The following is a 26266-nucleotide window of genomic DNA, read 5'->3' as shown; positions in this document are numbered from 1 at the left end:
ACTCAGCTATTGTGCTGAATAAGGGGCTTGTTTTTTACTTCTTTTCATCCCGCGAATCCATTTTTTCGTTTCTGGATCCACACGATAAGACTCAGTGATTTTCTGCAAAGCTTTGTTGTAAGTGAAATCATCTAAGCTGTTGTTTCTCAAATAACTCATCGTAGGCTCTGGCAATTTCACATAACAAATCGAAAGCGCCCAAGAAACCGCCATTTTTACATAATAGCCTTCATGACTGACCTTATCGAGCAATTGTAAAATCCGGCTGATATACGCCTCTTCAATAAAGAAATTAAGCATCATTACCACAGCAAAACGGATTTCATATTCTTGATCTGACAATAGGTAAGGCATTATAAACTCCCACACCCGTTCTTTATTCTTTACGGTAAACTTCAGGCCTGTGCAAAAGCTATCGCATACGGACCAGTTATCAATTCTGGGAATAAAGTCTGCGATATAACGTAGGATTTCTTCAAGATCTGTCTTCACGTAGCCAAGCACCATACCTTGCAGCATCACTTCTTCAAAATAATCTGTCTCGGCATGCTCCAAATAGGCTCTCCAATCACCCTTTGCAATGATTTTGGCAAGCTTGCGCAGTTCCGGTAGCCTGACGCCTATAACATTATCTATCGTCGGAATTAAGGCCGCAGAAAACTTCTGGTAGTCCACCTCTGCCAAATTCAATAGCTGTTCTCTTATTGTTTTTTCCATAGTAGTACTCCTTACCCGTCCATTATTCAAATGAAATTTCCCATAAATATATAGAAGCTACAGAACCCAAAGGAGAATAGTTCAGCCGGTAATGTTCAAATTGATCTTTGGTAAGCTTATCAAGTCCATATAGCTTCATCATCCCCCGACGAATCGCAATATCTCCCCAGCTGACCACATCCCGTCGTTCCATAGAATGGATTAACATCATTTCTGCCGTCCACTTGCCAATGCCCTTTAACGTCATAAGTTTTTGTATAACCTCTTGATCTGATAACCCAGGCAATTCCTCCAGCTTAAAATCACCCTGAGCGACCAAATTGGAAATCTCATGGATACATAGTGCCTTTTTCATCGTCATCCCACAGCTTTGAATCTCATCCGCCGTATGTAACGCTAACTGCTGCGGAGTGATGTCTCCGAACTGAGCCAACATTCTGTTCCAAATGGTCCGAACCGCTTTTACTGAAATAAGCTGTCCTACTATAGCATAGATAAGCGCAGTAAAAAGATCCGGTATAATTACACGTTCCACTCTGCCCATCCGTGCCATAGCTGCGCCAAGTACTGGATCCACACTTCGGAGATAATCTATGTCTTCTTGCCCATAATCAAAAAACTTAGTAATTACGCTGCTCAAAGTGTTTCCTCCCGTATCTGATAGTGATGACCCTAATCCTAATATACAATACCTATTTGGCAGTGTACGGATTGTTGAATAGAATAGCAAGATAGCGAAACTGGAAAAAGCCATAACATCCCTAAGATAGGTGGTTATGGCTTATTGTAGCGCATAGGCTTATTCATTCTGAATAATGTATTTTTATGCTCGCAGGATTCTTTTTTCTTTCGCTGCCCTTAGCCACATGGGGAATTCATTCAGTAGCTGATCATACAGATCTTCATCAGTCACCTTTTCAATTTGGTCCAGATGAATAAAATTGGCGTTATCCACCAAACGTCCCTTCATCGTATCAAGTTGCTTCAATACTTCAAAATCCGAGTTACCAATTCCGACAAACTGCCAGAAAATCGGTTGGACCGAAGCAGCCATAATCACATTTTTAGTGGATTTTACTACACCACCATCGTTAATAAATATGATAAATACCGATGTAGAATCGGGTTCTTCCTCCGTATATTTTTTAATGATATCCTCCATTACTGGCGGTTCATTATTGCGGCCAAACTTATGAATGGTACGATTATTTAAAATATGTGTAAACACATATCTTCCTAAATCCTGCTCTGTCACAGGTGGCAGCCGGCTAAACTCCGTATCGTACACCCACACATCTAACGATTGGTTATCATCAAATTTGCAGGCAACGGCTAATATACGCTCAACTACTTCTTGAACGGTTCCATTATTATAAAGATTTCTCATAGATCCTGTAATATCCAGGACAACGCCTACCCTTGCGATGACTCCTGTCAGATTCTTTTTTTCTAAGGTGATCTGAACAATTTTTTTACGTAAATCAATAGAGGACAGTACATTCTTCTCTTCATAACGGATCGTCTCTAAAGGCAGGGTTAACTCAGCTGTGGCCGCTACCTCAAGGTTTCCTTCGTCTTCTTCAATAACGAGCCCATAGTTTGTACATAAAGCAGCCAATCCTCCCTCAAAGCCACTACCAATCGCACTGAATTTCCACTCTGAACCATAGCGATATAGCTCTCCAACCACAATAGCTGTCTCCGTCGACAGGTCAGAGCCATACTCGAAAACGAATAATTCCTCACCGCTAGCAGCATCCACTAAGCGCAGATAAGGAGAGGTTACTTGCTTCATAGAGTGTCCTAATTTTTCTCCTTCATAGATCGTTAAAGTTAAAGCTATTCTAGTAATATCCTTAGGAAGTCGAGAAAGCGTAATGGCGATAGCTTCTTTATCCCCTTGTTGTAAGACAGAATGAGTTACAGCTTCGTCTATAGACAACGGATTGCCATAAAAGATAAAGTTCTCATCGCGTTCGCAACGGTTCTGTTCTGACAGTAAAAAAGCAGCAGAGTCTATGCCAATCCTAATATCAGCAGTCATCCACCCAAATTTCAGCAAAAGCTTGTTCACGTTTCTCCCTTTCGTAATATCCACCTTTTGCCCCTTTATAAGCCGCACTCTACCATCTCCTTATTTTTACTGAACAGCTCATTGTGATTCACTAGATTGTATTTATCATTTTACTACTTTAATATGAAACGTATATATGATAGATAAGGAGCTTTACGAATGGACTTTATAGCAATTGACTTTGAGACCGCGAACTCCAGTCGATCCAGCGCATGTGCCTTGGGACTTGTGGAAGTTAAAGCTGGAAATATAACCGCAGAGCATTCTTGGCTAATTGACCCGCAGCAGCGGTTTGATGGCATGAACATTTCGATACACGGCATCACACCATCAATGGTAATCGGCCAACCTACTTTTCAAGAGCTATGGCCCACCGTTGAACCTTTACTACACGGACAAATCGTCGTGGCGCATAATGCTGCTTTTGATATGAGCGTCCTGCGTTATTGTCTCGATGGAATGTCCCTGAGCTACCCAAGCTTTCAATACTTATGTACCTATTTATTAGGCAAAAAAATGCTGCCCGACCTGCCCTCCCATAAACTTAATGTAGTCTCCGATTTTTTCGGCATTACGCTAAAGCACCATGATGCCTTGGATGACGCACGCGCAGCCGCTGCAATTCTAGTAAAACTTATGGAGCAGGAGGAGCACTATGATCCTCTATTGCTCTCTGCCAGTCAAGGATATACTAGCGGAACGATGTTTGCCGGTGGGTATACCCCATTTTCGACTCGCGCGAAAAAGCCTGCTAAGAAACAAGGCACTAAACATAAACCCTCCATTTATAGCAGCCGCGCCACTTTGTCGAAATAATCAAGAACATTAAAAACCCCCAACCAGCTCTTTTCTGCTGATTGGGGGTTTGGTTTTACAGAACATCACTTAAATCTTCAAACGATACACAGCCTTATTCTCTAGACCTCTGATGAACGGTGTCCATTCCTCGGTCTCCGGTGTGGTATCCAAAGCATCCTCCACCATTTGCAGCTTCGCATCCATCGCATCGATATGATGCAGAGCGACTGCCTCAGCTGTCTGTGGCTGAACAGGACTCCCCCATTCGCCCAGATTATGATGTGACAATACGAGATGCTGTAACGCCATAACCTTTTCCGAATTCAAATCAATATCTAAGCGGATAGCCGCTTCCGTGATCCAATTAGACGCCATCGAGATATGGCCAATTAATTTGCCCTGAACGCTGTATTCCGAGACAATCCCAAGCTGGGAGACCATCTCCTCCGGCTTCGCGATATCATGCAGAATGATCCCGGCCTTCATTAGATCTGGATTCAAGAACGGACGCTGCTTGCACAGAAAATCACCGATTTCCAGCATACGCACCATATGATAAGCAAGTCCGGCAAAATAAGCATGATGATGTGTTTTGGCTGCCGGATAATGCATCAATTTCTCTTCCACTTTACCCACACAAAAAGAGACAATCGAAGCAATTTCCGGATCTGAAATACTTGCCATACCCCCTTTAATCGTATGAATAAGGTCTACTGGACGAATTGGGGCAGAACGGATGAAATCCGTAAGTGCAACACCATCCTCATCGTTAACCAACCTGATTTTAGTAATTTTTATTTGTAATTTCTCACGATAAGTATGAGCAATCCCGCGTACCTTCACAAGCGCCATAGGAAAAAAAGTTTCTTTATCGGTTGTGCTGGCATCCCAATATTTCGCGGATAATTGTCCAGTGGAATCCCCCAGAACGATGTCAAAATAATCTTTTGGAGGAGTGCCGTTCGTTTGTTTAATTGCCAGCTCTCTTAAAAGATAAAAGCCAACAAATTCATCTTGTGGAGCGAGCTGTTTAATTTGTGTCATGTTGGAGCCTCCTATTAATAACAGGCTTTCGGCCTGCTCTCTATATTAAACTTTAGACACTCACCTCCAAAATCCCTTTAAATCACTATACGATCTATTTTCATATTTATGTACAAGCCAAGAATATTTGAAAAAGGAGGCTACTCCCCGGCCATATTCTGGCACTGGAATATCCTCCTTTTATTATAAAACGATAATTATTTACCAGCCGATTCAAGTGCTGATTTAATAGCTTCTACCGCTTTAGCGGATATTTCTTTCTCTGCATCATTTTTTCCGAAGACTGCTGGACGGTAACCATATTTGTGCAGGCTATATCCGGTCGATGTCGACTCGATTTCACCTTTCACTGCCAGCTCCGCGTCCGTTAACTGATTGATTGTTCTTACACTTCCGTTTTTATCCAAATAATAAACAAGCATTTTGACAGGAACACCGTACTCTACATTCACCATAACATTTACAAGCTTATCGGCACTTACACCAATGAAGATTCCATCGAAATAAGCCGCTTTATTAGCTTCTACAACCTCAGCTTTTCCGTATGCTCTATCCACCGCAGTCTTTAAAGCCACGCTGCTGCTAGTTGCACCGGACACAGCATCTACTTCCTGCACACCTTCTCTAGTACCTGCTGCGAGGAAGCTAGCCGTCAACTGAGGAATTGCTTTTACCACCTCAGGGTAAGCAGCGTTCCCTCTATCTACAAGGTTCATTCCTACACGATACAATGCTACATTTACGATTTTGCCGTTACGCAGGGTAACGTCCGCTCTGTTCGTTCCTTTATCATAAGCATCACCAAATGCAGTAAAGGTTCCGTCTTTATAGGTTCCTTGGACTTTGGATGCATTGGTCAAAGCATCTGTCAGTGCTGCTTTAGCTGCTGCCGACAATGCTTCTTGGCCTGTAATATCGGCCATTTGCACACCTTTTTCTAACAGCCCGGATGTGAGTGTAGCTACCCATCCTTTTTGTTCTGCACTCAGTTTATCGTCAGCAATCAGCTTGCCGTCAGCTCCAAACAGACTTACTTTAATGCCTGTTACCGCATCTGCATCAACATCAACTAGCAGCAGCACTTTAGATTGGTTATCTACTCCGGCAAATTTGCCGTCAAAATATTGACCTTCAGCAGGAACCTTCAGCGCCTTCTCAAATGCTCTTTCTACAGCTTGGTTCCAGCTGTGACTACTTTCCGTAGCTCCGGAAATTCCGTCAACCTTTTCATCATAGTTAGCGATATATGAACCATTCGCTAGCAGCTTAGCTGTCATAGGAGCATTTGCTTTTACTACTTCCGCATAAGCTGTTGCCCCTCTGTCAATCAGGTTGTTGCCAAGTCTAAACAGCTTCACATCAACCAACTTACCGTTGCGAATCACGATGTCAGCTCTTTCAACGCCAACACTTCTTGCCGTACCATAAGAGGAATAGAATCCGTCTACATAAGCAGATGTATTGTTGATTATTGCATTCTGCTCAGCATCCCAGAAAGCGTTAATCGCTGCTTTAAAGTCGGCTTCAAGACCTGCAACAGGTTGTGCCTCTGTTCCTTTGGCCAGCAAGGCTGGAGCTATAGCTGCAACCGCTGCCGCTTGCTCAGCTGTGTAAGCTTTCTCCTCAATGAAATCACCAGCGCTGTTCATAGGATACACTTTAACATCTGTGAGCTTGTTGGATTCGTAGGTCGCAAATACAGAATATTTACCTGTAGGATCTACGCCCATATGAACTCCATCAAAGTAAACGGCATTTGTATCTTTCACTGTTAGAGCTCTTTCAAACGCTCTATCTACAGACAATTTCCAGCCATTACTGGAGCGGGTAGCTCCCGAAACAGCATCAACTGCCGCTGCTCCATCTCTTGTTTTGCCAAGCAATCTATCCTTCATCAATCCATAAGCTTGCCATAAAGCACTATAATTGTTACGGGCATCTCTATCAATCAGCTTAGGACTGGTTCTCAAAAGCTCAATGCTAGTAATTTTGCCATCTTTAATTTCGATCTTGGCACCTTCCGTGCCTTTGGAGTATGCATCGCCATAAGCTACGTAAACTCCATCTTGGTATACGTTTTCATTAACTGTAACAGGCTTTGCTGTAGCCACAGGCTTAACAGTTTCCGCTGGTACTACTGTCGCTGCTGGTGCAGCGGTTGCTTTTGGGGTTGCTACTGGTGCTGCTGTAGCTTTTGGGGTTGCTGCTGGTTTGGCTGTTGCCTTTGGCGTTGCTGTTGGTTTTGCCGTTGGCTTTGGCGTTGCTGTTGGTTTTGCTGTTGGCTTTGGTGTTGCTACTGGTTTTGCCGTTGCTTTTGGTGTTGCTGCTGGTTTTGCCGTTGGTTTTGCTGTTGGTTTTGCTGCCGGTACATCCGCTTCTTCGGAGGCTGCCGATACTGCATCCACCTTCAAGTTTACAGCAGGCACATTAAGTGTGTAAGCAAACGGCGCTAACAATATAGCCGCGCTAACCGTTAAAGAAATTAGTTTTTTCAATGAAAATTCTCCTTTACCAAACCCCAGTGATATGTAGCTTTTTGTTAACCAAACCTTTTTCGTACGATGCGCCCCTTCTCTTCTTATGAAGCATAACTTCTCTCTTCATAAGAACTCATCCCCCCTCTCATGCTTTTGCACGCTCGATTTTCAATAAAAAAATATCTTGAATCTATTTCATTTCTTCCTTTTAACACAAAGCTGCATAAAAGGTGAAATAATTCACATAAGTTATTATAAAAACACTTACACCCGTTTTCCATCAATTTCTGGTTTGATACTACCAGACCTTTCTGCGGTTCTTCTGTATCGAAAATCACACACCCTATAAGAAACATCACTATTTGCGATTAAAATTAATTTATACACGCAAAGTGATCTCAATAACTGTGCATTCAAGGTTAGCTATGCTATTTTAGAACGATCTCTTATATGGGAAAGGAGTTCTGTGCTTTGAGCAAACAGCCACCTATTGGAGTTATACTCGCCCAAATCGGCACCCCTACTGCACCAACTGCAAAAGCTGTACGGCCTTATCTGAAACGTTTTTTATCAGATCGCCGAATCATAGATTATTCTCCTCTGCTGTGGCAGCCTTTGCTGCGAGGCGTGATTCTGCGTTCACGTCCACGCCGGTCCGCTGAGCTGTACAGTCAAATATGGACAACCGAAGGATCACCACTGCTCCTTCATTCTTCAGCTCAGCAATCTGGATTGCAAGAACTGCTGGGTCCAAGGTATCAGGTAGAGCTTGGATTGGCTTATAGCGAACCCAGCATGGAGCAAGCGATGGCGAAATTCGACACGGCCGGAGTTACCCGAATTATCATTGTGCCGCTGTTTCCGCAATATTCGTCCACGACTACCGCATCCGTATTCGATCAGGCCAGCTTTGCAGCCTTAGGTCGCCAAAGCTCCACTGGTCCTGTAACTAAACGTCTGATTCCGGCTCTAAGATTTATTGATGCCTACTATAATGAGCCCGGTTATATTTCAGCCTTGAAGTCACACCTGCTGCGTCAAATGGAGATTCTGAGCAAAGAACCTGATTATTTTGTACTGACCTTCCATGGGATTCCCAAACGGTATGCGGATACCGGTGATCCTTATCCGCAGCAATGTATGGAAACCGCGCGTCTTCTTGCTTCTGCTATGAATTGGGAGCCCGAACGCTGGCAGCTTAGTTTTCAATCACGTTTCGGGCGAGAAGAATGGGTAGGACCGTCTACAGCGGATGTTCTGGGAGAGCTTGCCGGACGAGGAATACGTAGACCTCTGATTTTTTCACCGGGTCTTGTGACCGATTGTCTGGAAACGCTGCATGAGCTAGCCATAGAAGGACGAGAACAATTCGAGGCTGGTGGAGGACAAGCAGAGGAATTTATGGCAATTCCCTGTTTGAATAACCATGAGGATTGGCTTGATTTTTTGGCTGAACATGTAGAAAAAAATGCCCAAGGGTGGTAAAACAAAAAACCGTCTTGTCCACAGATCATCTCTGTTGCAGACAAGACGGTTAGCTATATCAATTGTTAAGCATGAAGAATCGAAAGGATACTTATGCTGTAAGCTGCTTATATTTCGTAGTCAGTTCATGGAACCACTGCTTGTCCTGTAAGGTCAACGCAAAATCAATCAGCTCGGCAATCTCACTCGGCTGTAAATCTGCTGAGTCATTAAAGGATACTTCAGCCATAGCTGTAGCTGCGCCATTCCCATCCTCTGCGTAATCATAAGAAAAACATAACTTAATGTCACTTTCCAGAAATTCATTACGAAGGAAATATAATACCTCACACATTAACACAGGTCTAACATGATCATCAAAGACACATTCCATAACCTTTGCCCAATATTGCTGGTTGTTGAGGTGTAACTTATCATTAGTTAAGAGATATTTCTCACCCTGAAAATCGGTGACAAATCTCAGTTCAAGCGGCTTCATCTTAAAAATAGTAGCAATTTGCTTCATGCTAATATTCAAAATATCTTGCGTTTCTAGTCTGATCATCTCTCCATGCACCTCGTCCCTCTTAGTTGGGTTATTCGAAACCTGCCATTATCTATAATTCTTTATATGCCATTATTGTAAAATTAACTCCATTAATTCACTTTAATTTTATCTAATTTAACATTATTATCGTCACCTGACTATGCTTTATTTATATTTTTTTAGGATTTCGCTCAGAAAAATGTTTCATTCTCTAAAAATCTGTTTAATATTATTGTTCATTACAATAAGATGTATAAAGATTACGCATCATGTGAAGCTTTTACTTTCTTATATTTAAACAAAAAAAACTGTTCTGAATGGTCATTACGACCTCAGAACAGTTTTTCGCATTAGGATTATGCTTCAGTTAATTTACTTAAACAAACAGTGGCACTAACTGTATTCCCTCAGGTGAAATCCGCACGAGTCCTTTATCGGTGATACGTAACGTTGGGATAACCGCCAGAGCAAGCAGCGATAAAGTCATAAACGCGTAATTCAAAGTACAGCCGGCATCATACAACGCTTTGCTGATCGCAGCTGATTTCTCAGCAGCAATTTCAAATGGCTCTGTAGACATTAGGCCTGCAATGGCCAACGGGAATAACGTTTCTCCACTAGAAGTAATTACGGCAACCCCACCTTGAGCGTCCGCCACCGCATTCGCAGCTTTGGCCATTAACTCATTATCATTGCCGATGACGAGTACATTATGACTATCATGAGCAACAGTCATTGCGATAGCAGCCGGCTCTTTAAAACCGATGCCTTCCACAACAGCCACTGATTTATTTCCTGTTCCTTTATGCCGTTCGAGCACAGCGATTTTACACAGACCCTCCACAGCATTTACATCCAACTGCCCTGCCACTACAGGTACCGAAACTATACGTTCAATGGTCTCTACATGATTTTCTCTTACTTTAATAACTCTTGCAGTAAGTTCACCTGTTTCAATTGGAGCCGCGATAATGAAATCTTCGGCGGTAGGACGCTGTGGCAAATGAACCGAAGCCAAAACTTCCTCTGGATAAGTGAATTTAGCAAGCTCTGCCGTCATCACACCATTTTCGGCAACTACTACACCCGCGGCAATCGTAAGTACCACGTGAACATCGGCCAAATTCCCGTCCAGCAGAATAATATCCGCAAAAGAACCTGGAGTAATAGAACCGATATCCTGAGACAACCCAAAACGCTCTGCTGTATTAATAGTTGCCATTTGGAAGGCTGTTACTGGTTTCACGCCTTGAGCAATCGCATGGCGAACAACGAAATCCATATGACCTTCGTCGCGTAACGATTCCGAGCTGCGGTCGTCAGTTACCAGCATCATGCGGCGCGGATCAAGTCCACGCTCTGTATGAGCGGTGATGGTCTTGGCAACATCATGCCAAGCCGAGCCCCGGCGCATTTTGGCATACATCCCCAGTCGAACGCGCTCAATCACATCGTCTGCTGTAACACACTCATGATCACCAGTTACCCCTGCCGCAGCATACACTGGCAGTCTCCAGTCGCTGGAAGGCCATGTGAAATGACCGTCAACAAATCTGCCTGCCCGCAGCGTAGCTTGAATCTCTCCAAGCATTTTCTCATCGCCGTAAACAACGCCAGGGAAATTCATCACTTCGCCCAGAGCAATCACATCTTTGCCCCAAGTAAAAGCTTCGGCAACTTCTTCAGGACCCATTGAGGCACCCGTTGTCTCGAATTCCGCACCTGCCGCAGGCACACAAGAAGCCACCTGCATGTAAGCAGCTAACGGCGTACCCCGCATCTCATCCAGCATCAATTGAATACCCTTCAGCCCGAATACATTAGCAATCTCATGCGCATCAAAGAAACCACCTGTTGTGCCAAGCGGCAAAACAGCGCGGGAAAATTCAGTAACGGTTAGCTGGGTGCTCTCAATATGGCAGTGGCCATCGAGCAATCCCGGAGCTATATACTTGCCGTTCGCATCAATAACTTGCGTTCCTTCGCCAATCATATGTGTCACATCTTTACCAACATAAGCAATTCGTCCACCTTGAACACCAACAGACATTCCTTCTAGAATTTCACCAGAGCATACGTTGACCAGCTTTCCACCTGTAATTACCAGTGTTGCCGGTTTATCGCCTCTTGCCGTAGCCACAAGCTCAGGTACACAATCCGCTAAAGGCTTTCTTGTAAAAGTTGTCATCTTCATCTCTCCCCCGTTAGTATCCAAGTGTTGTCTTGATGTAGTGAATAGATCCGTAATCATAGAGGATTGCCTAACTATTAAGCCTAGGATAATATAGTTGCGCAGGTCTGTATTTGTAAGAAAAAACGGCTCAATCATCCCTGTAGATGATAGCCGTTTACTTATTCCCAAAGATTGTCCAAACCATCCGGACATGCCCCTGTTTTTACTCTCCCGCCATCCGCTCTATTCCAACGATTATCTTACTTTTGCCTCATATACGTCAAGTGCTGCCTGAACCCCAAACCCGCAAGGCCCCTTAAATCCATGACGCTGTAATGCGGCTTCCAGCGCTCCAAGCAGCCGCAACACGTTATTCTCACGACAGCTAAAACCCATCGTACCGATGCGCCAGATCCTTCCCTTTAACGGTCCAAAAGAACTGGCAATTTCAATTCCGAACAGCCCCAGCAGCAGCGAACGGACAGCTTCCCCATCTATCCCCTCAGGGATCAGCACACAGGTAACAACAGTAAGCTTGCAGGAAGGATCCCCGTATAGTTCTAAACCCATAGCTGTTAATCCAGCTACAAGTGCTTTTTCATGGAGGATATGTCTGGCGAATCTGGCATCCAGCCCTTCTTCAAGGGTAAGCCGCAAGCCCTCCCGCAGTGCATAAAGCATTGAGGTCATCTCTGTATGATGATTGAGACGTTGTGGACTCCAGTAATCCTGAAGCATGCCGAGATCGAAATAATTGCTGCGGACAAAAGATAAGTCACCTGGCTGGACATCACTTGTTCTAATCCCGCGTTCTACTCGTTTTCGGGTCATGAGCTTAGCTTCAGCACGATCATTATACGTTATCGGTGCCATTCCGGAAGGGACGGCCAGGCATTTCTGTGTACCGCCAACGACGGCATCCAACATCCAAGCATCTGTCTCGACAGGAAGGCCCCCAATGGTTGCAACTGCATCAACTATGAATAAAGCATCCATCCGGCGGCAAGCTCTACCGATTTCCGCGAGTGGCTGCACACGTCCTGTAGAGGTCTCCCCATGAACCATTGCCACCACATGTGGCTTAAAAGTCTCCATAGCTGCTATCACTTCATCCGGCTCAAACACACTCCCCCATGGCTTTTCCAGCACGAACACCTCAGCGCCACATCTTTCAGCAATCTCATGCAATAGATGTCCGAAGCGGCCAAAGATCGGAATCAGCACACGCTCACCCGGCAGGATCAAACTAACCATCACGGCTTCAATTCCAGAACGGGAGGTACCATCGATAGGGTAAGCCCATGAATTACGAGTAGCGAACAGCTCCCGCAGCATTTCCATCGTTTCATTCATAATAGAGGTGAACTCTGGATCAAACTGACCCAGCACCGGAAAAGACATCGCCCGCAGTACACGCGGATCTACCTCGACCGGACCCGGAGTCATAATACAGCGTTGGGACGGCGACAAATCTTCGTAACGCTTCATGATGATCCTCCCTTAAAAGTTCGGCGAACTCTTTTTAATAAGCTAACTCATATAACATCGCAGTCAGAACCTCAAGCCCAGCCGCGAGCTGCTCAGGGGAGGTATACTCTTCCGGAGAATGGCTGATGCCAGCTCGGCTTGGCACAAATATCATCGCAGTAGGGCAACGCGGCGCCAATAGCTGGGCATCATGTCCCGCTCCACTTACCATCGTGCGGTACGTCTTCCCCTGTTGGCGGCAGATATTTTCCAGCATTGCAGATAGCTTCATATCCATAGGCGCAGGGACTGTGTGGAGCACGGATGTAGCCTCCAGAGTTACCCCACGTTTAACGGCAATTTCATTACATTCCGCAAGAAGCTTCTCACAGAAACGTTCCAATTCGTCCTCTTCACTATGGCGGATATCTAATGTAAAAAGAACCTCACCCGGGATTACATTTGGCGTATTCGGATTCACCTCAAGCTTACCCGAGGTTGCTACAAGAGGTTCACCAGCCGTTTTAGCAGAACTTTCAAGCACGTACAGCATTTCAACCGCACTAGCCAGTGCATCCTGCCGCATAAACATCGGTGTCGTGCCCGCATGATTAGCAATACCCCTGACCTTGACCACATATCGTCTCTGGCCAACAATCCCCTGAACAACGCCTATCTGAGTGTCTGTTTTCTCCAGAATAATCCCCTGCTCGATGTGCAGTTCTACAAAAGCACCAATATCATTTCTGACACCATTCCGCTTAGAAGCTTTCTCCTCCGTTATGTCCTGTAAGAAGCTGGATTGTGCCATTGCTGCTTTTAACGTCACGCCCTCTGCATCCGTACAGGTCTCGGCCTCGCTTCCGTCATACCTTTCCGTGACATGGCCCGAGCCCCAATAAGCAAGCGGAAACCGGCTCCCCTCTTCTTCACAAAAAGATACGACCTCAAGCGTCCGCTGCGGCTGGCCAAAGTTCCTCTGCAAATCTTGAAGCGCAGTCATAGCCGCAGCGATCCCATAGGCACCATCATATTTTCCGCCATTGACTACAGTATCGATATGCGATCCGGTTAAAATAACCTTTTGCTGCGGATCGCGTCCACTCAATCGTCCATATACATTGCCAACCTTGTCTACGGAAACTTCTAAGCCGAGCCCAGCCATTTTTTTCTGCAAAAAAATCTGCGCCCGGCTCCATTCCTCCGTATATAGCAGTCTAGTAACTCCCGGCCCAGCTGTGCTGAATGCCGCCAGCTCCTCCAGCAGGTCCAGCAGTTTCTGAGTCGATGCTTGAACTCTGGAATCATTCATAGGCTGTACTGCTCCTTCCTAATTCGCAGCCACTGTCCACCTCCCTCACTGATCACTCCTTCTTCAGAGGTATAGACCACATTCCCGCGGCAGATCGTAGCAACTACCTTGCAGGATAAAGTTCTTCCGATGTAGGGGCTGTGCTTGTGGCGATACAATAAATTCTCCGCAGTCAGCGTATAGGTTGTGCTTGGATTAAGCAGAACTAGATCGGCATCTAGACCTAGAGCTATAGCGCCTTTGCGATGCTCTATTCCAAACCGTTTTGCGGGTTGCCCTGCGAGCAGACGAGAAATTAACGTCACAGGCAATCCCCGCACATTCACGCCTTCATGGAACATAAGCTCCAGACTGCTCTGCGCACCCGAGATCCCACCCCAAGCTGCAAAAAAAGACAAGTCCGGCTTCACCTTCAATTCCGTTGGACAGGGGGAATGATCCGAAGCGATCAGATCGATTTTGCCGTGGGCTAGCATCTCCCATAACTTCTCCTGCTCCACCGCACTTCGCAGCGGAGGCGCACACTTCGCCACAGGTCCTAACGCCTTCATATCATTTTCAGTGAGGACCAGATAATGTGGACAGGTTTCGGCCGAAACGTCCAGACCTCGAAGCTTAGCTTCATAGATTTTCTCAATGGCAGCAGCCGTACTAATATGAACAAAATGCAACCGGCAGCCAGTACGTTCACTGTACAGCAGCGCCCTGGACACTGCCTCCAGCTCTGCTTCAGCAGGGCGGCAAGCCGCAAAATCACTTGCGCTGGTTCTGCCATTTCGCACTGCATCTGCGGTCAACACCGCCGTGATAGCCTCACTTTCTGCATGCAGCGCCAAAATCCCGCCCAGAGAAGCGATTCGCAGCATCCCTTGATAGAGTGTATCCTCATCCACTTCACGGAATCTGCCTTCGCCCTCCCCTCCAGGATTGGAGAGAAAGGCTTTAAACCCAGTGACACCAGAGGCTGCCAAAACTTCTAAATCATCCAGATTGCCGGGAACGAGCCCACCCCACAGCACATAATCAACGGCAGAGTTTCCAGCCGCAGCATCTACCTTTTGACGAAGTGCAGCCTCGTTCACAGTCGGTGGATTGCCGTTAAGCGGCATATCTGCATAGGTTGTGCAGCCGCCAGCTGCCAACGCCGCAGAACCGCTGCGAAAACCTTCCCAATGTCCAAACGTTGGTTCATTAAAGTGGACATGCATATCAATCATACCGGGGAGGACATAGAACCCATCTGCGTCGATGACTTTGGTTAGCGGCGCAAGCGAAAGTTCCTCTCCAAGTGCGACAATCTTACCCTCTGATACTGCAATATCCAGCTTGAGTACCTGATCGGGCAGCACTACATTCCCGTTCTTAATCACAAGTTCATAGGATTCCTTCATGAGCTGCCACCTCCTCCGGTCGTCAACTTTCTCCTAACTTCCCCGATACGTACTATATCCACCAGGAGCTACTAGCAAAGGTACATGGTAGTGTTGCATGGAGCTCTCTATATGAAAGCGAATAGGTATCTGTTCTAGAAAAAAAGACATCTCACGTTGAGTGTCTACTGAGCTTTCTGTTACTTCTATGCCAGCTGCTGACGCTTTGGCATCAGCTCTACGGTAGTAATCGCCAACCATAAACAGCAGCTCGTAACATCCAGCCTCCATTTCGTTTCCCTCCAGCAGCGGAGCATCCAGCCTCCCGTCACTATTCGTGACTTCTTCACACAGAAGCTTGCTCATCCCATCCGTAAGCTTCCAGAGCTGAAGCGTCAGACCTGTAGCAGGAATCCCCCGCGACAGATCCAGCACATGGGTGGTAAGACGCCCGCTCATTACGCTGTCTCTCCGGCCAGATCTGCACGGCTGACAGAAAAGCCCTGAAAACCATAGGGTGGACGAGGTTCGGTGAAGACTCCACCTTTAGTTTCTTCAGGCTCAACAATGGTTTCCCAAGTCCGGTTATTGGACTCAAATGAAACGGTAGCCAGCTGTGGAAAACGGGACAATACGCGCAGCCCAATTTGATAAATCAACGATTGGATTGATGGACTGTTCAGCTCATGAAAAGCGCTATGGGCGATATCGCGAACCTGCTCCGATGCCACATATTGCCCTAGATTCCCATCCAGAGCATGCTGAACATCACTGTAGGTCCAGTTAATATTCAGAAAAATATAAAGCGGACGATCAAAGCTCTCCGGCAATGTTGTATACTCATCACGGACGAATCCATAAAACGAGCTTCCACTCACTTTTATCAGCTGTAAATCCTTCAATCGGCATTCATGAGCGATAACCTCAGTCCCATTCTCTCCACGTTTTATAGTTAACGAAGCCGAATAAGATTCATTATTGGAGTGACGCAGTACTAAATGACTCTGTTTAAGCCCGTCAACCCCGGGCACCATCACCTGTTCAAAAGGTAACCGGTCTGCGGAAACTGAAACTGCGGTGACATGATCGTATTTATCGAGAAAACGGCTGCTTAGAAGCTGCAATAACCCCTCCGTTGTGCTTCCTGTGTAGTCCGCGGTATTGCGCAGGATAAAATTTTTCATAGAATCGGTAGCAACGACCATGGAATTATCCCCCTCTGAAAAAGAAGGAAGAAACGCTTCGCCCGTGACTGCGAATGTAATATTATGTGCGAATATAATGTTGTCGCAGCCCGTGAAGGAAGATTCGGGAACGGGGGTAACGGCCAGCGGTTTAGCATAGGTACGATAAGTTAGCACATCACTTTTTCCATAAAACATTGTACGTCCGTTAATTGGTTCCAGCATGGCTGACACCCTCCCCGTTTATGATGAATGAATGAATGAATGAGTGAATGAGTGAATGAATAATTAAATAATTAAATCACTTAGGCGAAATCTCGTAATTGTACCGACTTCAGAAAAGGCTTGAACCCATTCCTCCTGAGGGGAACGCTCTACTCGCACTCCAATGGCGCTGATGATGTCATCTTTGTTTTTGCCACGAACAGCTAGAATAAAAGGAAAATGAAATTTGTCCGTATACTTTCGATTCAGATCATTTAATAGATTGAACTCTTCCGTTGTTAGCCGATCCAGTCCAGCTCCCTGCTGCTCCGAGGCAGACAAAGCCGTAACTTGAAGCCTAGTCGCCAAATCTGGGTGAGCTTTTAATAGTCCCTCCATTCGGCTCCGGTCAGCACTCAGTACGGTCTGCATCATTGTGCTATGCAAATGCTCTAAAGAATGGAACGGAATCTGCTTATAAATCTCCTCTGCTACCCACGGTGAATGTTCAAAAATGCCGCCTAGATGCTTCACAAAATCCGTTATACTCATGGCATTTATCTCTTCCAACGTAAACCTGCCTTCAGAAACGACCATCCACTCAACCTCCAATAGCTTTGTTAACAGCTCGTAAAATGCCACCGTACCCCGTACAGCGACAAATATTACCCGATAAAGCTTCTTCCACTTCAGCCGGAGTAGGATGCGGGTTCTCTTCCAGCAGAGCAACTACCGAGATAACCATCCCTGGTGTACAATAACCGCATTGGAACCCCCCCTCTTCTAAAAAAGCCCGCTGAACGGGATGTAAGCCTACTTCACTAAGACCCTCAATTGTTGTAATTTCCGCACCTGAGCATTGATAGGCCATAACCAGACATGAATTCACTGGACGTCCATCCACCAGCACCATACATGCCCCGCAGCGGCCAATCTCACAAGAACGTTTTGTGCCGGTCAGCTCCAAATCTTCACGTATGACATTTAAAAGCCGACGGGAGGGTGGAATCTCCATGGATATCGCTTTCCCATTAAGATTGCAATTAAAGGTGAACCTCTCTTCTGTGAAGGCTTCCTCAGACGAAGCTGGGATTGGGTTCTCTTCATCTAGATTGTGATCTGAATTATGACTCGGCATGGATGTTCACCACCTTTTGTGGAATAAACGGTGTAGACTGCAGCCATTCGGGATCAATGGGCAGCTTGGTTACCCGCTTCCCTACAGCCTGAAATATGGCGGACACGACTGCCGGAGCTAAATTGACGGAACCCACCTCTCCAATGCCGCGAGGACCGTACGTGTCATGATCCGGCAAATCCTCTATCGGCTGCACCTGAATGCTGCCATTCATGTCGGCAATGGTCGGCACCAAATAGGTGTCTAAATTTTTGGTGACATAGCTGCCGCCTGACATCACAGCATCCTCTGACAAAGTGAAGCCTACCGCCATACTGCTGCCACCTTCGATCTGCCCGAGATAACCTTGCGGATTAGCCACCGGTCCCGCCGCTACCGCATGATATTGGTCCAGTACACGGACACGTCCAGTAAGCAGATTAACTTCCACGCGGACTGCGATTGCAGAATAGGTGTATAGGAAATGTGCCCCCACTCTTTTAAAGGGTGTGGTTGGATAAGTAAACTTTGTATTACAGACAATGGGTTCTGAAATACGCTGTGCCAAGTCCTTGTAAGTCAGAAGCAGACCGCCGTCTTTTAGCCAAATGCCGCCAGGGCCGAGCTTCATTTCATAGTTATCCAGCTCCGGCTTTAACATCGCAGCTGCCTGCAGTACTTGAGTGGTGAAGTCTGGACGGAGCCGTTTCAAGGCCATCCACATCATGCTGGTTGATCGGGAAGCCGTACTAGATCCGCTATCAGGCACAACATCCGTATCGCCAATGACGATGCTTAGATCCTCTGCCGCCAAGCCAAACTGTTCAATCAGCATTTGTTCCATTGTTGCGATTAACCCCTGACCAAACTCCTCGTAACCAAACACCGCCTCAATCTTGCCCTCTAGCGTCAAAGAGAGCCTGCCACCCGCCGGATCGGGAATACCATAACCAAGTCCTGCACCATGCATAGCTATAGCAGCACCCGTTCCAGTTACGATCCAAGGTTCCACAACACCTGAATCACTGTCTGTAGATGCGGCCTCAGTCATAAGAGGCGAACCCGCCAGCGCTTCCCACACCTGAAAGGCACCATCGGTCTGAGCAATTTCCTGACCCAGTGGCCCCAGATCTCCATATTTACGCAAATTGCGGCGGCGCATTTCCCACGGATCGATCTGCAATCGCTCAGCCAACCGATCGATTTGTCCCTCCAAAGCGAAAATCGCCTGATTGCCGCCAAAACCGCGAAACTCACCAGATACACCGTTATTGGTATATACAGCAAAACCCTTCACATCCACATGATCGATGATATAGGGGCCCATCACATGTTCTGTCGCAAAGTTGAGCACCTCCGCCCCCAGTGTTGCGTAAGCTCCCGTATCCGAAATAATTCTGACCTGATGTGCCCTGATGATTCCTTCGGGGTCGCAGCCAGTCTTCATGGTGATTTTCATGGGATGGCGTTTTAGTCCTGCACGTACCGATTCAGCTCTCGAATTATGCAGTCTTACCGGACGGAGTGTCCGCAAGGCAAGCAGCGCTCCATACGGCTGTACATTCAGCTCGTCTTTTCCTCCAAAGGACCCGCCGATAGGACTCGAGATGACGCGAATATCTTCTTGAGGAATAGCCAGAATTCTGGATAGCTGCAGGCGATCCATCAACCCATGTTGTGTAGCTGAATATACGATAAGCCGTCCGTTATCCTCTGGGATAAACAGTCCACCTTCAGTCTCCATATAGGTGTGCATTTGGCGTGGTGTATAGTAAGTCTCCTCTACCACATGACAGCAATCCGTAAATACCGTTTCCGGCTCCCCTTTCCGATATTCCGTATGATGAAGCACGTTTCCCTCGGCATGCAGCAAAATTGCGTCCTTTTTCATCGCCTCTTCCGGATTCTCCAGCAAGGGTAGAAGCTCATAATCCACTTCGATAAGAGATAAGGCGTATTCCGCAATTTCGTCCGTCTCAGCCGCAACTGCCGCAATCGCATCGCCAGTGTAACGCACACGGTCACTGCAAAATACCGGTTGATGCGGCAAAGCTATGCCAAAGCCGTTAAGTCCGGGCACATCCTCATGAGTGATTACAGCGTGTATACCAGGGACTTCAATGGCCTTCTCAATGCGTATGGACAAAATACGAGCATGTGCCTGCTCACTGCGGAGCACGCGGCCGATCAACATTCCTTCTGCCCTCATGTCGGTCAAATACTGCAGCTTACCGGATACCTTGCCCTCTCCATCAGGTCGTGTACGCCAGCGGCTACCGCTGGATTCCTTATTCAGCAGCATTTTCCCTCTCTCCTTTCGTCGGGTTATTCACCTCTAAACTCCGTATATTCATAGCCTTCCACAGCTCAGATACAACCAAATTCCCAGCAGTCTTTTTCTTGTAAAGTTCTGTTGCAAAGGGATCACTATACGTCTCAAAGCTGTTCTCAACCCCTTCATATAAAGAAGCCAACAGCTCATCTGTATACCTCACACCTTCAAGCATAACTTCAGCCCTACTTAGTCGCTGTGGCCGACCAGAGCCCCCACCTGCGGCGATACGCACCTCACGGAAACGGTGTTCCTCATCGATTGATGCTGAGATTGCTACCGTTACAAGTGAAGGGGTGAACGCTTCCCTGCGGCCAACCTTACGAAAAATTTCTAGCCTATCCGTTAACGGACTCTCTAAGCGAGTAGGTGAGATGCGAATCTCAGCCACAAGATCCGCCGCAGGTTTTATCCCGCTCCAGTGATTGTTTAGCCACTCTATCAAAGGTAGTGCCGTCATAAATTTGCCGTCAAAGGAGATTAACTCCGCGTCATAGACCAGTAACGCAGGTAGAATATCTCCGAAGCCAGAAGCGATATTGCCCCCGAGCGTGGCAAGATTACGCACCGACGGAGCCGATATGCAACGTGCAGCCTCTTGCAGCGCAGGAGCTACGGCCTGCAAATGCTCATTACTGCGGCACTGGGAGAGTGGAACAAGAGCGCCCAGAGATAAGTGAAATTCCGTTAAGGTAATGTCGCCGAGATTTGTAATTTGCCGAAGATCAATCAGCTGTTTGGGCATATGAGTCGTTCCATTTTCCCACCCTGTTCTCAGCAGTGTTCCCCCTGCAACATATCGAGCACTGTCTCCAAACGCCGTTTTTCTCTCCCAAGCTTCGTGCAGGCTGCGGGGTTGAATTACATCAGGTAGCCTTCCATCCTCTTCCCGTAAAACTCCCATACACTCCGCCTCCTTTTTGAGTACCAGATTGCTGCTTCCCTTCTCGTATAGCCTGTCTTAAAACCTTTGTTCCCGAATATAAGGAACTCCAAGCGCCTCCGGTGTGCCGGATGGTTTGTTGCGATTGCGGTACCCCAGGTACATCAGGACCAGAATGGTCACAAGGTACGGAATCATTTTGAGAAAATAGGGCGGAACTGCACTGCCCAGCAATTGAATACGGAAGCCAAGTGAATCCAATGCCCCAAAAAAGTAAGCGCAGAACAAGGCACGCAGCGGATTCCATCTGGCGAAAATCACCAGCCCTACCGCAATCCAGCCCCGGCCGGCTGTCAGCCCTTCATTCCAGGTTGGCGCGTAGGCCAATACCATATCCGCTCCGGCCAGGCCGATGAGAGCAGCACCGGTGATCACATAGCTGTAGCGGATAAGCTGTACACGGATCCCCATCACATCTGCGGTAGCCGGACTGTCTCCGACTGCCCGCAAATGCAGGCCCCATGAAGTGCGGTGAATTAGCAGATGCAGAGCAAGCACTAGCAGCAGGCTAAACCAGGTTAGGTAGTCCATGTTGCCGAATATTTTTCCGATGAACGGTACATTTTCCAGCCAAGCCAGATGCAGCTTAGGGGAGGTTCCCGGCAAAGGAATGCCGCTGATCGGTTTACCAAGATAAGCGCTCAACCCACTACCAAACAGGGTCATCGCAAGACCGGACATCGTATGATTCGCCCGCAAGGTCACACAGAGAAAAGAATGCAGCAAACCAAGTACAGCCGTTATAGCTACGGTAGCCAACAGAGCCAGCAGCAGGTTTCCGGAGCGAATATACACGATACAAGTGATGACCGCTCCCATCAGCATCAGACCTTCAGCCCCAAGCTGTATAATGCCGGCTCGTTCATTTAGAATGCCTCCCAGCGTAGCCAGCAGCAGCGGGGTCCCTGCGGAAATAGCGGCAATAAGTAGCTGTGTTGTAAAATCCATTGCCTATCTCCCCCCTTTCAGCTGAACCCGGCTACGGCGAATGCGGAAACGATAGATCATATCGCCAGCAATCAAGAAAAACAGGATGGAGCCCTGCAGCATTTCTGATATCGATGAGGGCAGCCCGATGGTTTGAACACTATATCCGCCAACAATTAAGCCACCGAATAAAATAGAAGTAACGATTAGACCGAGTGGATTCAATTTGGCCAACCAAGCTACAATAATGGCGGTGTATCCATAACCCGGTGAAATACCCTGCATCAGCTTGTGTGTAACACCGGAGACCTCCGCCATGCCAGCGATCCCGGCGAGCCCCCCACTGATCAGCATGACGATAATAATATGGCGCTTGATAGGAATCCCCGCGTATCTGGCTGCAACAGGATTGGCCCCAATCAGACGGAGCTCGTAACCCCACTTGGTAAAACGAATCATTAAGTAATAAATCACAACGGCGATAAGTCCAAATAACAATCCAATATGCAATCTTGTACTTCCGAGAACAGGCAGCGATTGAGCCGCAGTAAACATAGGTGATCCCGGGAAATTAAATCCTTTAGGATCTTTCCAGGGTCCGAATACCACGTAATCGAGCGCCAATAGGGCAACATAATTCAGCATTAATGAAGTGATTAGCTCATTCACTCCAAAATGCGTCCGCGGAATAGCTGTCAGCAGTCCCCAAAACGCACCCGCGGCAATACCGAACAGCAGCATTAAGCTCAGGGACCAGAATGAAGGTAAGTCAGGAAAATAAATCGTGACCGCTGTGGCCGCCATAGCCCCAACAGTTAACTGGCCTTCTGCTCCAATATTCCATACCGAAATGCGGTAAGCCACAGCAATCCCAAGCCCACATAGGAGTAGCGGGATCGCTTTAACCATCGTTTCCGTGAGCCCATACGCAGTGCCAAATGCGCCACGGAACATTTTTTCATAGACCAGCACCGGATTCATACCATTCGCCGCAATAAATAGGGCACACAACAATAGCGCTAAAACTATAGATACAATAGGTGTCCACCAAGGAGAACGGATGCGGCTGGCATCGTATTCGAAACGTAGAGAGAATCGTTTTCCGGAGTGGGAGGGGAGGGGTTCCAGTACTGCTGCTGCGGTATTTCTTCCATTCTCCAGACTCATACGGCGCTCTCCTCTCTATTATGAATACCAGCCATTAGTAGTCCGATGCTCTCTCGATTCGCTTCCTCATGTGTACTCTCACCAATAATTGAGCCGTTATAGATCACTAGAATCCGGTCGGACAACTGAAGCAATTCATCTAAATCCTCCGAAATTAACAACACGCCACTACCTGAACCACGCAGCTCCATAAGAAGGTCGTGAACACCTGCCGTGGCACCTACATCCAGCCCTTGTGTCGGATGAACGGCGACCATCAGCTTCGGCCGATGACTGATCTCACGTGCAAAGAGCAGCTTCTGCTGATTACCACCTGACAACTGTTGTACTGGCGTCTCCAGCTCAGGTGTTTTGACATTAAAGCGCTGGACCAGCTCCTGTGACCACAAACGGTTCTTCGCGGACTTCAAGAAACCAAATTTGGAGTGCTCCTCTGAGCGGTAAGACTTAAACAAAAGATTATCCACCGATCCGAGGCGTCCAGCTAAACCGCTCTTCATCCGGTTCTCCGGCACGTGGGAGATTCCTGAATCAATTGCCCCTCTAACCGAAGCGGATTTCACCGTCTTTCCATCAAACGTGATTTCACCACTTTTCCAGCCTCTAAGACCAGTTAACACTTCAGCCAGTTCCTTTTGCCCATTGCCAGCTACCCCAGCTACGCCTACAATCTCTCCTTTACATACGTTCAGAGAGAAGTGATCCAGTGCTTTTCGCCCGTGATCGGCATATACGTCCACATCTTTCACTTCTAATAAAGAATCCCCTTCAGTGGCTTCCCGTTCTTGACGGGTGATGGTTACTTCCTTGCCCACCATCAGACGAGCCAGCTCCAGTTCATCTGTATCTGCCGTGATCAGTGTGGCGATCATTTTCCCTTTACGCATGACGGAAATCCGATCGGAGGACGCCATAACCTCTTTCATTTTATGAGTAGTCATAATGACCGTTTTTCCTGCCTGCTTCATGACCCGCAGCGTTTCAAATAGCTGTTCCACCTCTCCCGGAGTCAGTACAGAGGTTGGTTCATCCAGAATAATAATGTCAGCCCCGCGATACAGCGTCTTAACGATTTCAACACGCTGCTGTTCACCCACGGATAACTGCCAGATCGGGCGATCCACCGGGAAATTCAGTCCAAACCGTTCTGCTAATGCCTTTATCTCCTTGCGTTTGTTCTTCATCCATTTACGGCCGCGCCAGAAAGACGACTTTTCGCCAAGCACGATATTTTCCGCTGCTGTAAGGCTTTGCACCAGCCTAAAGTTCTGAAACACCATACCTACACCCAGCTGTGCAGCATCTTTAGGAGAACGGATCAGAGCACCTTTCCCATGAATGGAGATTTCTCCTTCATCTGCTCTATACACCCCTGACAGCATGCTCATCACCGTGCTCTTCCCGGCCCCATTCTCCCCAAGCAACGCATGAATCTCACCCGCATTTGCCGAAAAGTCGACTTGATCACTGGCGGTTACCGAGCCGAATTTTTTCACAATCCCCCGCATTTCAACTGAAGTTCCCCGCATGGCCTGAACCCCTCCTTCCTTCAAGTTGTAGTACGGGTGGGGAAGTTTCCGCTTAACGGAACCCGCCCCACCCATAGATTGTGCACATCTTATTCCCTATTTTTAAACATTATTGCGGGATAGTTCCTTCCACACCCTTTACGAGCCAGTTCATGCCCAGCACTTCCTCCAAGGTCAGCTTCTGACCCTCCTGAACCTTCACATTCCCTTGATTATCTGAGATCGGACCTGTGAAAACCTCCAGCTCACCACTGATAATTTTGGCTTTGGCGTCTTCGACAAGCTTTTTCACATCATCTGGGATCTTGTTCCCGAAAGGAGCCAGCTCCACCATACCGTCAGCCATATCACCGGAATACTGCTCGCTCTTCCAGGTTCCATCCATAACTGCCTGCACAGCTTTTACGTAATACGGCCCCCAATTCCATACCGGGTTCGTCAAATAATTGTCCGGAGCGTATTTGCTCATATCCGAGTCATTTCCCCCGGCAAATGCCCCTCGTTCAGCAGCAGCCTGCAGTGTTGCAGGTGAATCCTGATAGGCCAAAAGCACATCCGCACCCTTATCCAGCAAGCTGATTGCCGCTTGACGTTCAGTCGTCGGGTCATACCATGTATTCGTCCATACCACATTCACCTTTACATCAGGATTGACACTTTGTGCTCCAAGGGTAAAAGCATTCAAGTTATAAATCACTTCGCTGATCGGAAAAGCGCCCACATAACCAAGCTGATTGTTTTTGGTCATTTTTCCTGCCGCTATGCCGCTCAGATAGCTGGCCTGATAGTTTTTCCCGAAGTAGGTTCCCATGTTCTCTGCGGTTTTGTAACCCGAAGCATGCAGGAACTTCACGTTGGGGAATTTGCCCGCTACATTTAATGTAAAATCCATATATCCGAAGCTCGTTGTAAACACGATGTCGTGTGATTGTGCAAGCTCGGTGATGATTCGTTCGGCGTCAGCACTTTCAGGGACATTTTCTACAAAGTCAGCTTTAATCCCCAGCTCCTTCTCCATATACAGCCGTCCTTGATCATGTTGGTACGTGTAGCCGCCATCCCCTGGAGGTCCGATATAAACAAAAGCAACCGTCGGTTTCTTTGCAGCCGGTTCTGTTGTTGCAGTTGCTTCTGTTGCCGCTGTAGTTGTCGCTGGTGCCTCCGTTGCATTTGTAGAAGTATTATTATTGCTGCCACACCCCACCAAAGCCACCGTCATTAGAACCATTAATGCAAGACAAGATGTTATGAACTGACCCCTTTTTTTCATAATTCTCCTCCTCCAAATCATCTCTCATCATGGCTGCAACCATTAATGTACTTCTACTATACTTAGAGGTGGCCTTGGCGTAAATTTATATAACATACGTTTGTATATGAATATAAGAATCAGAACTTTTTTTGTGTGTAATGCACTAAT

General features: G+C 47.0%; 22 protein-coding genes and 1 pseudogene. 2 read left to right on the top strand and 21 right to left on the bottom strand.

The features are described 5' to 3' along the window. Window positions 1-6: 6 nt before the first annotated feature. The 4 genes and pseudogenes from MKX34_RS06705 to MKX34_RS06690 all read right to left on the bottom strand — a co-directional run. Window positions 7-717, bottom strand: coding sequence for a DNA alkylation repair protein (locus MKX34_RS06705; RefSeq protein ID WP_036679998.1), 711 nt, complete (start codon window positions 715-717; stop codon window positions 7-9). Between the two features lie 22 nt (window positions 718-739). Then, on the bottom strand, window positions 740-1357 hold the full coding sequence (locus MKX34_RS06700) for a DNA-3-methyladenine glycosylase (RefSeq protein ID WP_076224224.1): 618 nt from the start codon (window positions 1355-1357) through the stop codon (window positions 740-742). 183 nt (window positions 1358-1540) lie between these two features. Beyond that, entirely contained in the window at window positions 1541-2212 is a 672-nt protein-coding gene (locus tag MKX34_RS06695; protein ID WP_254924562.1) for a VWA domain-containing protein, read from the bottom strand. 111 nt (window positions 2213-2323) lie between these two features. Further along, window positions 2324-2839 (bottom strand): annotated as a pseudogene (locus tag MKX34_RS06690) (TerD family protein); the annotation flags it as partial. A 111-nt stretch (window positions 2840-2950) separates the two neighbouring features. Here MKX34_RS06690 and MKX34_RS06685 point away from each other — a divergent pair. Beyond that, the gene (locus MKX34_RS06685; protein ID WP_036680002.1) at window positions 2951-3607 is read left to right on the top strand and encodes a 3'-5' exonuclease; all 657 of its coding nucleotides are present in this window, start codon (window positions 2951-2953) and stop codon (window positions 3605-3607) included. 69 nt (window positions 3608-3676) lie between these two features. Here MKX34_RS06685 and MKX34_RS06680 read toward each other — a convergent pair whose 3' ends face one another. Beyond that, complete coding sequence (locus tag MKX34_RS06680; RefSeq protein WP_076297781.1) at window positions 3677-4633, bottom strand: HD domain-containing protein; 957 nt, start codon at window positions 4631-4633, stop codon at window positions 3677-3679. Between the two features lie 197 nt (window positions 4634-4830). Beyond that, complete coding sequence (locus MKX34_RS06675; protein WP_076297780.1) at window positions 4831-7128, bottom strand: FMN-binding protein; 2298 nt, start codon at window positions 7126-7128, stop codon at window positions 4831-4833. Between the two features lie 453 nt (window positions 7129-7581). On the opposite strand from MKX34_RS06675, the gene hemH reads away from it, so the two are divergent. After that, window positions 7582-8595, top strand: a complete 1014-nt coding sequence (gene hemH, locus MKX34_RS06670) for a ferrochelatase (protein ID WP_179088415.1) — start codon at window positions 7582-7584, stop codon at window positions 8593-8595. A gap of 91 nt (window positions 8596-8686) precedes the next feature. On the opposite strand, the gene MKX34_RS06665 is transcribed toward hemH, so the two are convergent. The 15 genes from MKX34_RS06665 to MKX34_RS06595 all read right to left on the bottom strand — a co-directional run bounded on the left by MKX34_RS06665 (window position 8687) and on the right by MKX34_RS06595 (window position 26116). After that, a complete protein-coding gene (locus tag MKX34_RS06665; protein ID WP_036680123.1) occupies window positions 8687-9139 on the bottom strand; it encodes an IDEAL domain-containing protein in 453 nt (150 codons plus the stop codon). Between the two features lie 358 nt (window positions 9140-9497). Further along, on the bottom strand, window positions 9498-11315 hold the full coding sequence (locus MKX34_RS06660) for an adenine deaminase C-terminal domain-containing protein (RefSeq protein ID WP_038574201.1): 1818 nt from the start codon (window positions 11313-11315) through the stop codon (window positions 9498-9500). A 234-nt stretch (window positions 11316-11549) separates the two neighbouring features. Then, window positions 11550-12782 carry an alanine--glyoxylate aminotransferase family protein gene (locus tag MKX34_RS06655; RefSeq protein ID WP_076297778.1) on the bottom strand — a complete coding sequence of 411 codons (1233 nt, stop codon included), beginning with the start codon at window positions 12780-12782 and terminating at the stop codon, window positions 11550-11552. Window positions 12783-12816: 34 nt separating this feature from the next. Then, complete coding sequence (locus tag MKX34_RS06650; RefSeq protein ID WP_076297777.1) at window positions 12817-14073, bottom strand: Zn-dependent hydrolase; 1257 nt, start codon at window positions 14071-14073, stop codon at window positions 12817-12819. Further along, window positions 14070-15464, bottom strand: a complete 1395-nt coding sequence (locus MKX34_RS06645) for an allantoinase (RefSeq protein WP_076297776.1) — start codon at window positions 15462-15464, stop codon at window positions 14070-14072. The genes MKX34_RS06650 and MKX34_RS06645 overlap by 4 nt, the downstream gene beginning before the upstream one ends. 33 nt (window positions 15465-15497) lie before the next feature. Further along, the gene (uraH, locus tag MKX34_RS06640; RefSeq protein WP_038569253.1) at window positions 15498-15902 is read right to left on the bottom strand and encodes a hydroxyisourate hydrolase; all 405 of its coding nucleotides are present in this window, start codon (window positions 15900-15902) and stop codon (window positions 15498-15500) included. After that, window positions 15902-16852, bottom strand: coding sequence for a factor-independent urate hydroxylase (pucL, locus tag MKX34_RS06635; protein ID WP_076297775.1), 951 nt, complete (start codon window positions 16850-16852; stop codon window positions 15902-15904). Before pucL ends, uraH begins: the two co-directional genes overlap by 1 nt. 63 nt (window positions 16853-16915) lie before the next feature. Then, window positions 16916-17428, bottom strand: a complete 513-nt coding sequence (uraD, locus tag MKX34_RS06630) for a 2-oxo-4-hydroxy-4-carboxy-5-ureidoimidazoline decarboxylase (protein WP_076099506.1) — start codon at window positions 17426-17428, stop codon at window positions 16916-16918. A gap of 4 nt (window positions 17429-17432) precedes the next feature. Continuing rightward, window positions 17433-17969 (bottom strand): (2Fe-2S)-binding protein, encoded by a 537-nt coding sequence (locus MKX34_RS06625; protein ID WP_081382493.1) that lies wholly within the window; start codon window positions 17967-17969, stop codon window positions 17433-17435. Further along, window positions 17956-20250, bottom strand: a complete 2295-nt coding sequence (gene pucD, locus MKX34_RS06620; RefSeq protein ID WP_076297774.1) for a xanthine dehydrogenase subunit D — start codon at window positions 20248-20250, stop codon at window positions 17956-17958. Before pucD ends, MKX34_RS06625 begins: the two co-directional genes overlap by 14 nt. Then, window positions 20237-21184, bottom strand: coding sequence for an FAD binding domain-containing protein (locus tag MKX34_RS06615; RefSeq protein WP_076297773.1), 948 nt, complete (start codon window positions 21182-21184; stop codon window positions 20237-20239). Before MKX34_RS06615 ends, pucD begins: the two co-directional genes overlap by 14 nt. Window positions 21185-21241: 57 nt before the next feature. Continuing rightward, window positions 21242-22171 (bottom strand): ABC transporter permease, encoded by a 930-nt coding sequence (locus MKX34_RS06610; protein ID WP_076144442.1) that lies wholly within the window; start codon window positions 22169-22171, stop codon window positions 21242-21244. 3 nt (window positions 22172-22174) lie between these two features. Beyond that, complete coding sequence (locus tag MKX34_RS06605) at window positions 22175-23317, bottom strand: ABC transporter permease (protein ID WP_076297772.1); 1143 nt, start codon at window positions 23315-23317, stop codon at window positions 22175-22177. After that, the gene (locus MKX34_RS06600) at window positions 23314-24846 is read right to left on the bottom strand and encodes an ABC transporter ATP-binding protein (protein ID WP_076297771.1); all 1533 of its coding nucleotides are present in this window, start codon (window positions 24844-24846) and stop codon (window positions 23314-23316) included. The genes MKX34_RS06605 and MKX34_RS06600 overlap by 4 nt, the downstream gene beginning before the upstream one ends. A gap of 109 nt (window positions 24847-24955) precedes the next feature. Next, window positions 24956-26116, bottom strand: coding sequence for a BMP family ABC transporter substrate-binding protein (locus MKX34_RS06595; protein WP_036680038.1), 1161 nt, complete (start codon window positions 26114-26116; stop codon window positions 24956-24958). Between the last annotated feature and the right edge of the window lie 150 nt (window positions 26117-26266).

This window comes from Paenibacillus sp. FSL R5-0636 (genome assembly GCF_037974255.1).
Lineage (GTDB): Bacteria > Bacillota > Bacilli > Paenibacillales > Paenibacillaceae > Paenibacillus_AQ > Paenibacillus_AQ odorifer.
The sequence above is the reverse complement of the archived record's forward strand: the minus strand, read 5'-3'. Positions and strand labels throughout refer to the sequence as shown.

What these genes read in the sequence shown, in the direction of transcription:
- pucD (WP_076297774.1), bottom strand. Translation starts at nt 20,250, where the DNA reads ATGCTGCTGAATAAGGAATCCAGCGGTAGCCGCTGGCGTACACGACCT.
- MKX34_RS06600 (WP_076297771.1), bottom strand. Translation starts at nt 24,846, where the DNA reads ATGCGGGGAACTTCAGTTGAAATGCGGGGGATTGTGAAAAAATTCGGC.
- uraH (WP_038569253.1), bottom strand. Translation starts at nt 15,902, where the DNA reads ATGAGCGGGCGTCTTACCACCCATGTGCTGGATCTGTCGCGGGGGATT.
- MKX34_RS06660 (WP_038574201.1), bottom strand. Translation starts at nt 11,315, where the DNA reads ATGAAGATGACAACTTTTACAAGAAAGCCTTTAGCGGATTGTGTACCT.
- MKX34_RS06650 (WP_076297777.1), bottom strand. Translation starts at nt 14,073, where the DNA reads ATGAATGATTCCAGAGTTCAAGCATCGACTCAGAAACTGCTGGACCTG.
- MKX34_RS06595 (WP_036680038.1), bottom strand. Translation starts at nt 26,116, where the DNA reads ATGAAAAAAAGGGGTCAGTTCATAACATCTTGTCTTGCATTAATGGTT.
- MKX34_RS06705 (WP_036679998.1), bottom strand. Translation starts at nt 717, where the DNA reads ATGGAAAAAACAATAAGAGAACAGCTATTGAATTTGGCAGAGGTGGAC.
- MKX34_RS06685 (WP_036680002.1), top strand. Translation starts at nt 2,951, where the DNA reads ATGGACTTTATAGCAATTGACTTTGAGACCGCGAACTCCAGTCGATCC.
- MKX34_RS06610 (WP_076144442.1), bottom strand. Translation starts at nt 22,171, where the DNA reads ATGGATTTTACAACACAGCTACTTATTGCCGCTATTTCCGCAGGGACC.
- MKX34_RS06605 (WP_076297772.1), bottom strand. Translation starts at nt 23,317, where the DNA reads ATGAGTCTGGAGAATGGAAGAAATACCGCAGCAGCAGTACTGGAACCC.
- MKX34_RS06655 (WP_076297778.1), bottom strand. Translation starts at nt 12,782, where the DNA reads ATGAAGCGTTACGAAGATTTGTCGCCGTCCCAACGCTGTATTATGACT.
- MKX34_RS06625 (WP_081382493.1), bottom strand. Translation starts at nt 17,969, where the DNA reads ATGCCGAGTCATAATTCAGATCACAATCTAGATGAAGAGAACCCAATC.
- pucL (WP_076297775.1), bottom strand. Translation starts at nt 16,852, where the DNA reads ATGCTGGAACCAATTAACGGACGTACAATGTTTTATGGAAAAAGTGAT.
- MKX34_RS06615 (WP_076297773.1), bottom strand. Translation starts at nt 21,184, where the DNA reads ATGGGAGTTTTACGGGAAGAGGATGGAAGGCTACCTGATGTAATTCAA.
- uraD (WP_076099506.1), bottom strand. Translation starts at nt 17,428, where the DNA reads ATGGTCGTTTCTGAAGGCAGGTTTACGTTGGAAGAGATAAATGCCATG.
- MKX34_RS06665 (WP_036680123.1), bottom strand. Translation starts at nt 9,139, where the DNA reads ATGATCAGACTAGAAACGCAAGATATTTTGAATATTAGCATGAAGCAA.
- MKX34_RS06680 (WP_076297781.1), bottom strand. Translation starts at nt 4,633, where the DNA reads ATGACACAAATTAAACAGCTCGCTCCACAAGATGAATTTGTTGGCTTT.
- MKX34_RS06645 (WP_076297776.1), bottom strand. Translation starts at nt 15,464, where the DNA reads ATGAAGGAATCCTATGAACTTGTGATTAAGAACGGGAATGTAGTGCTG.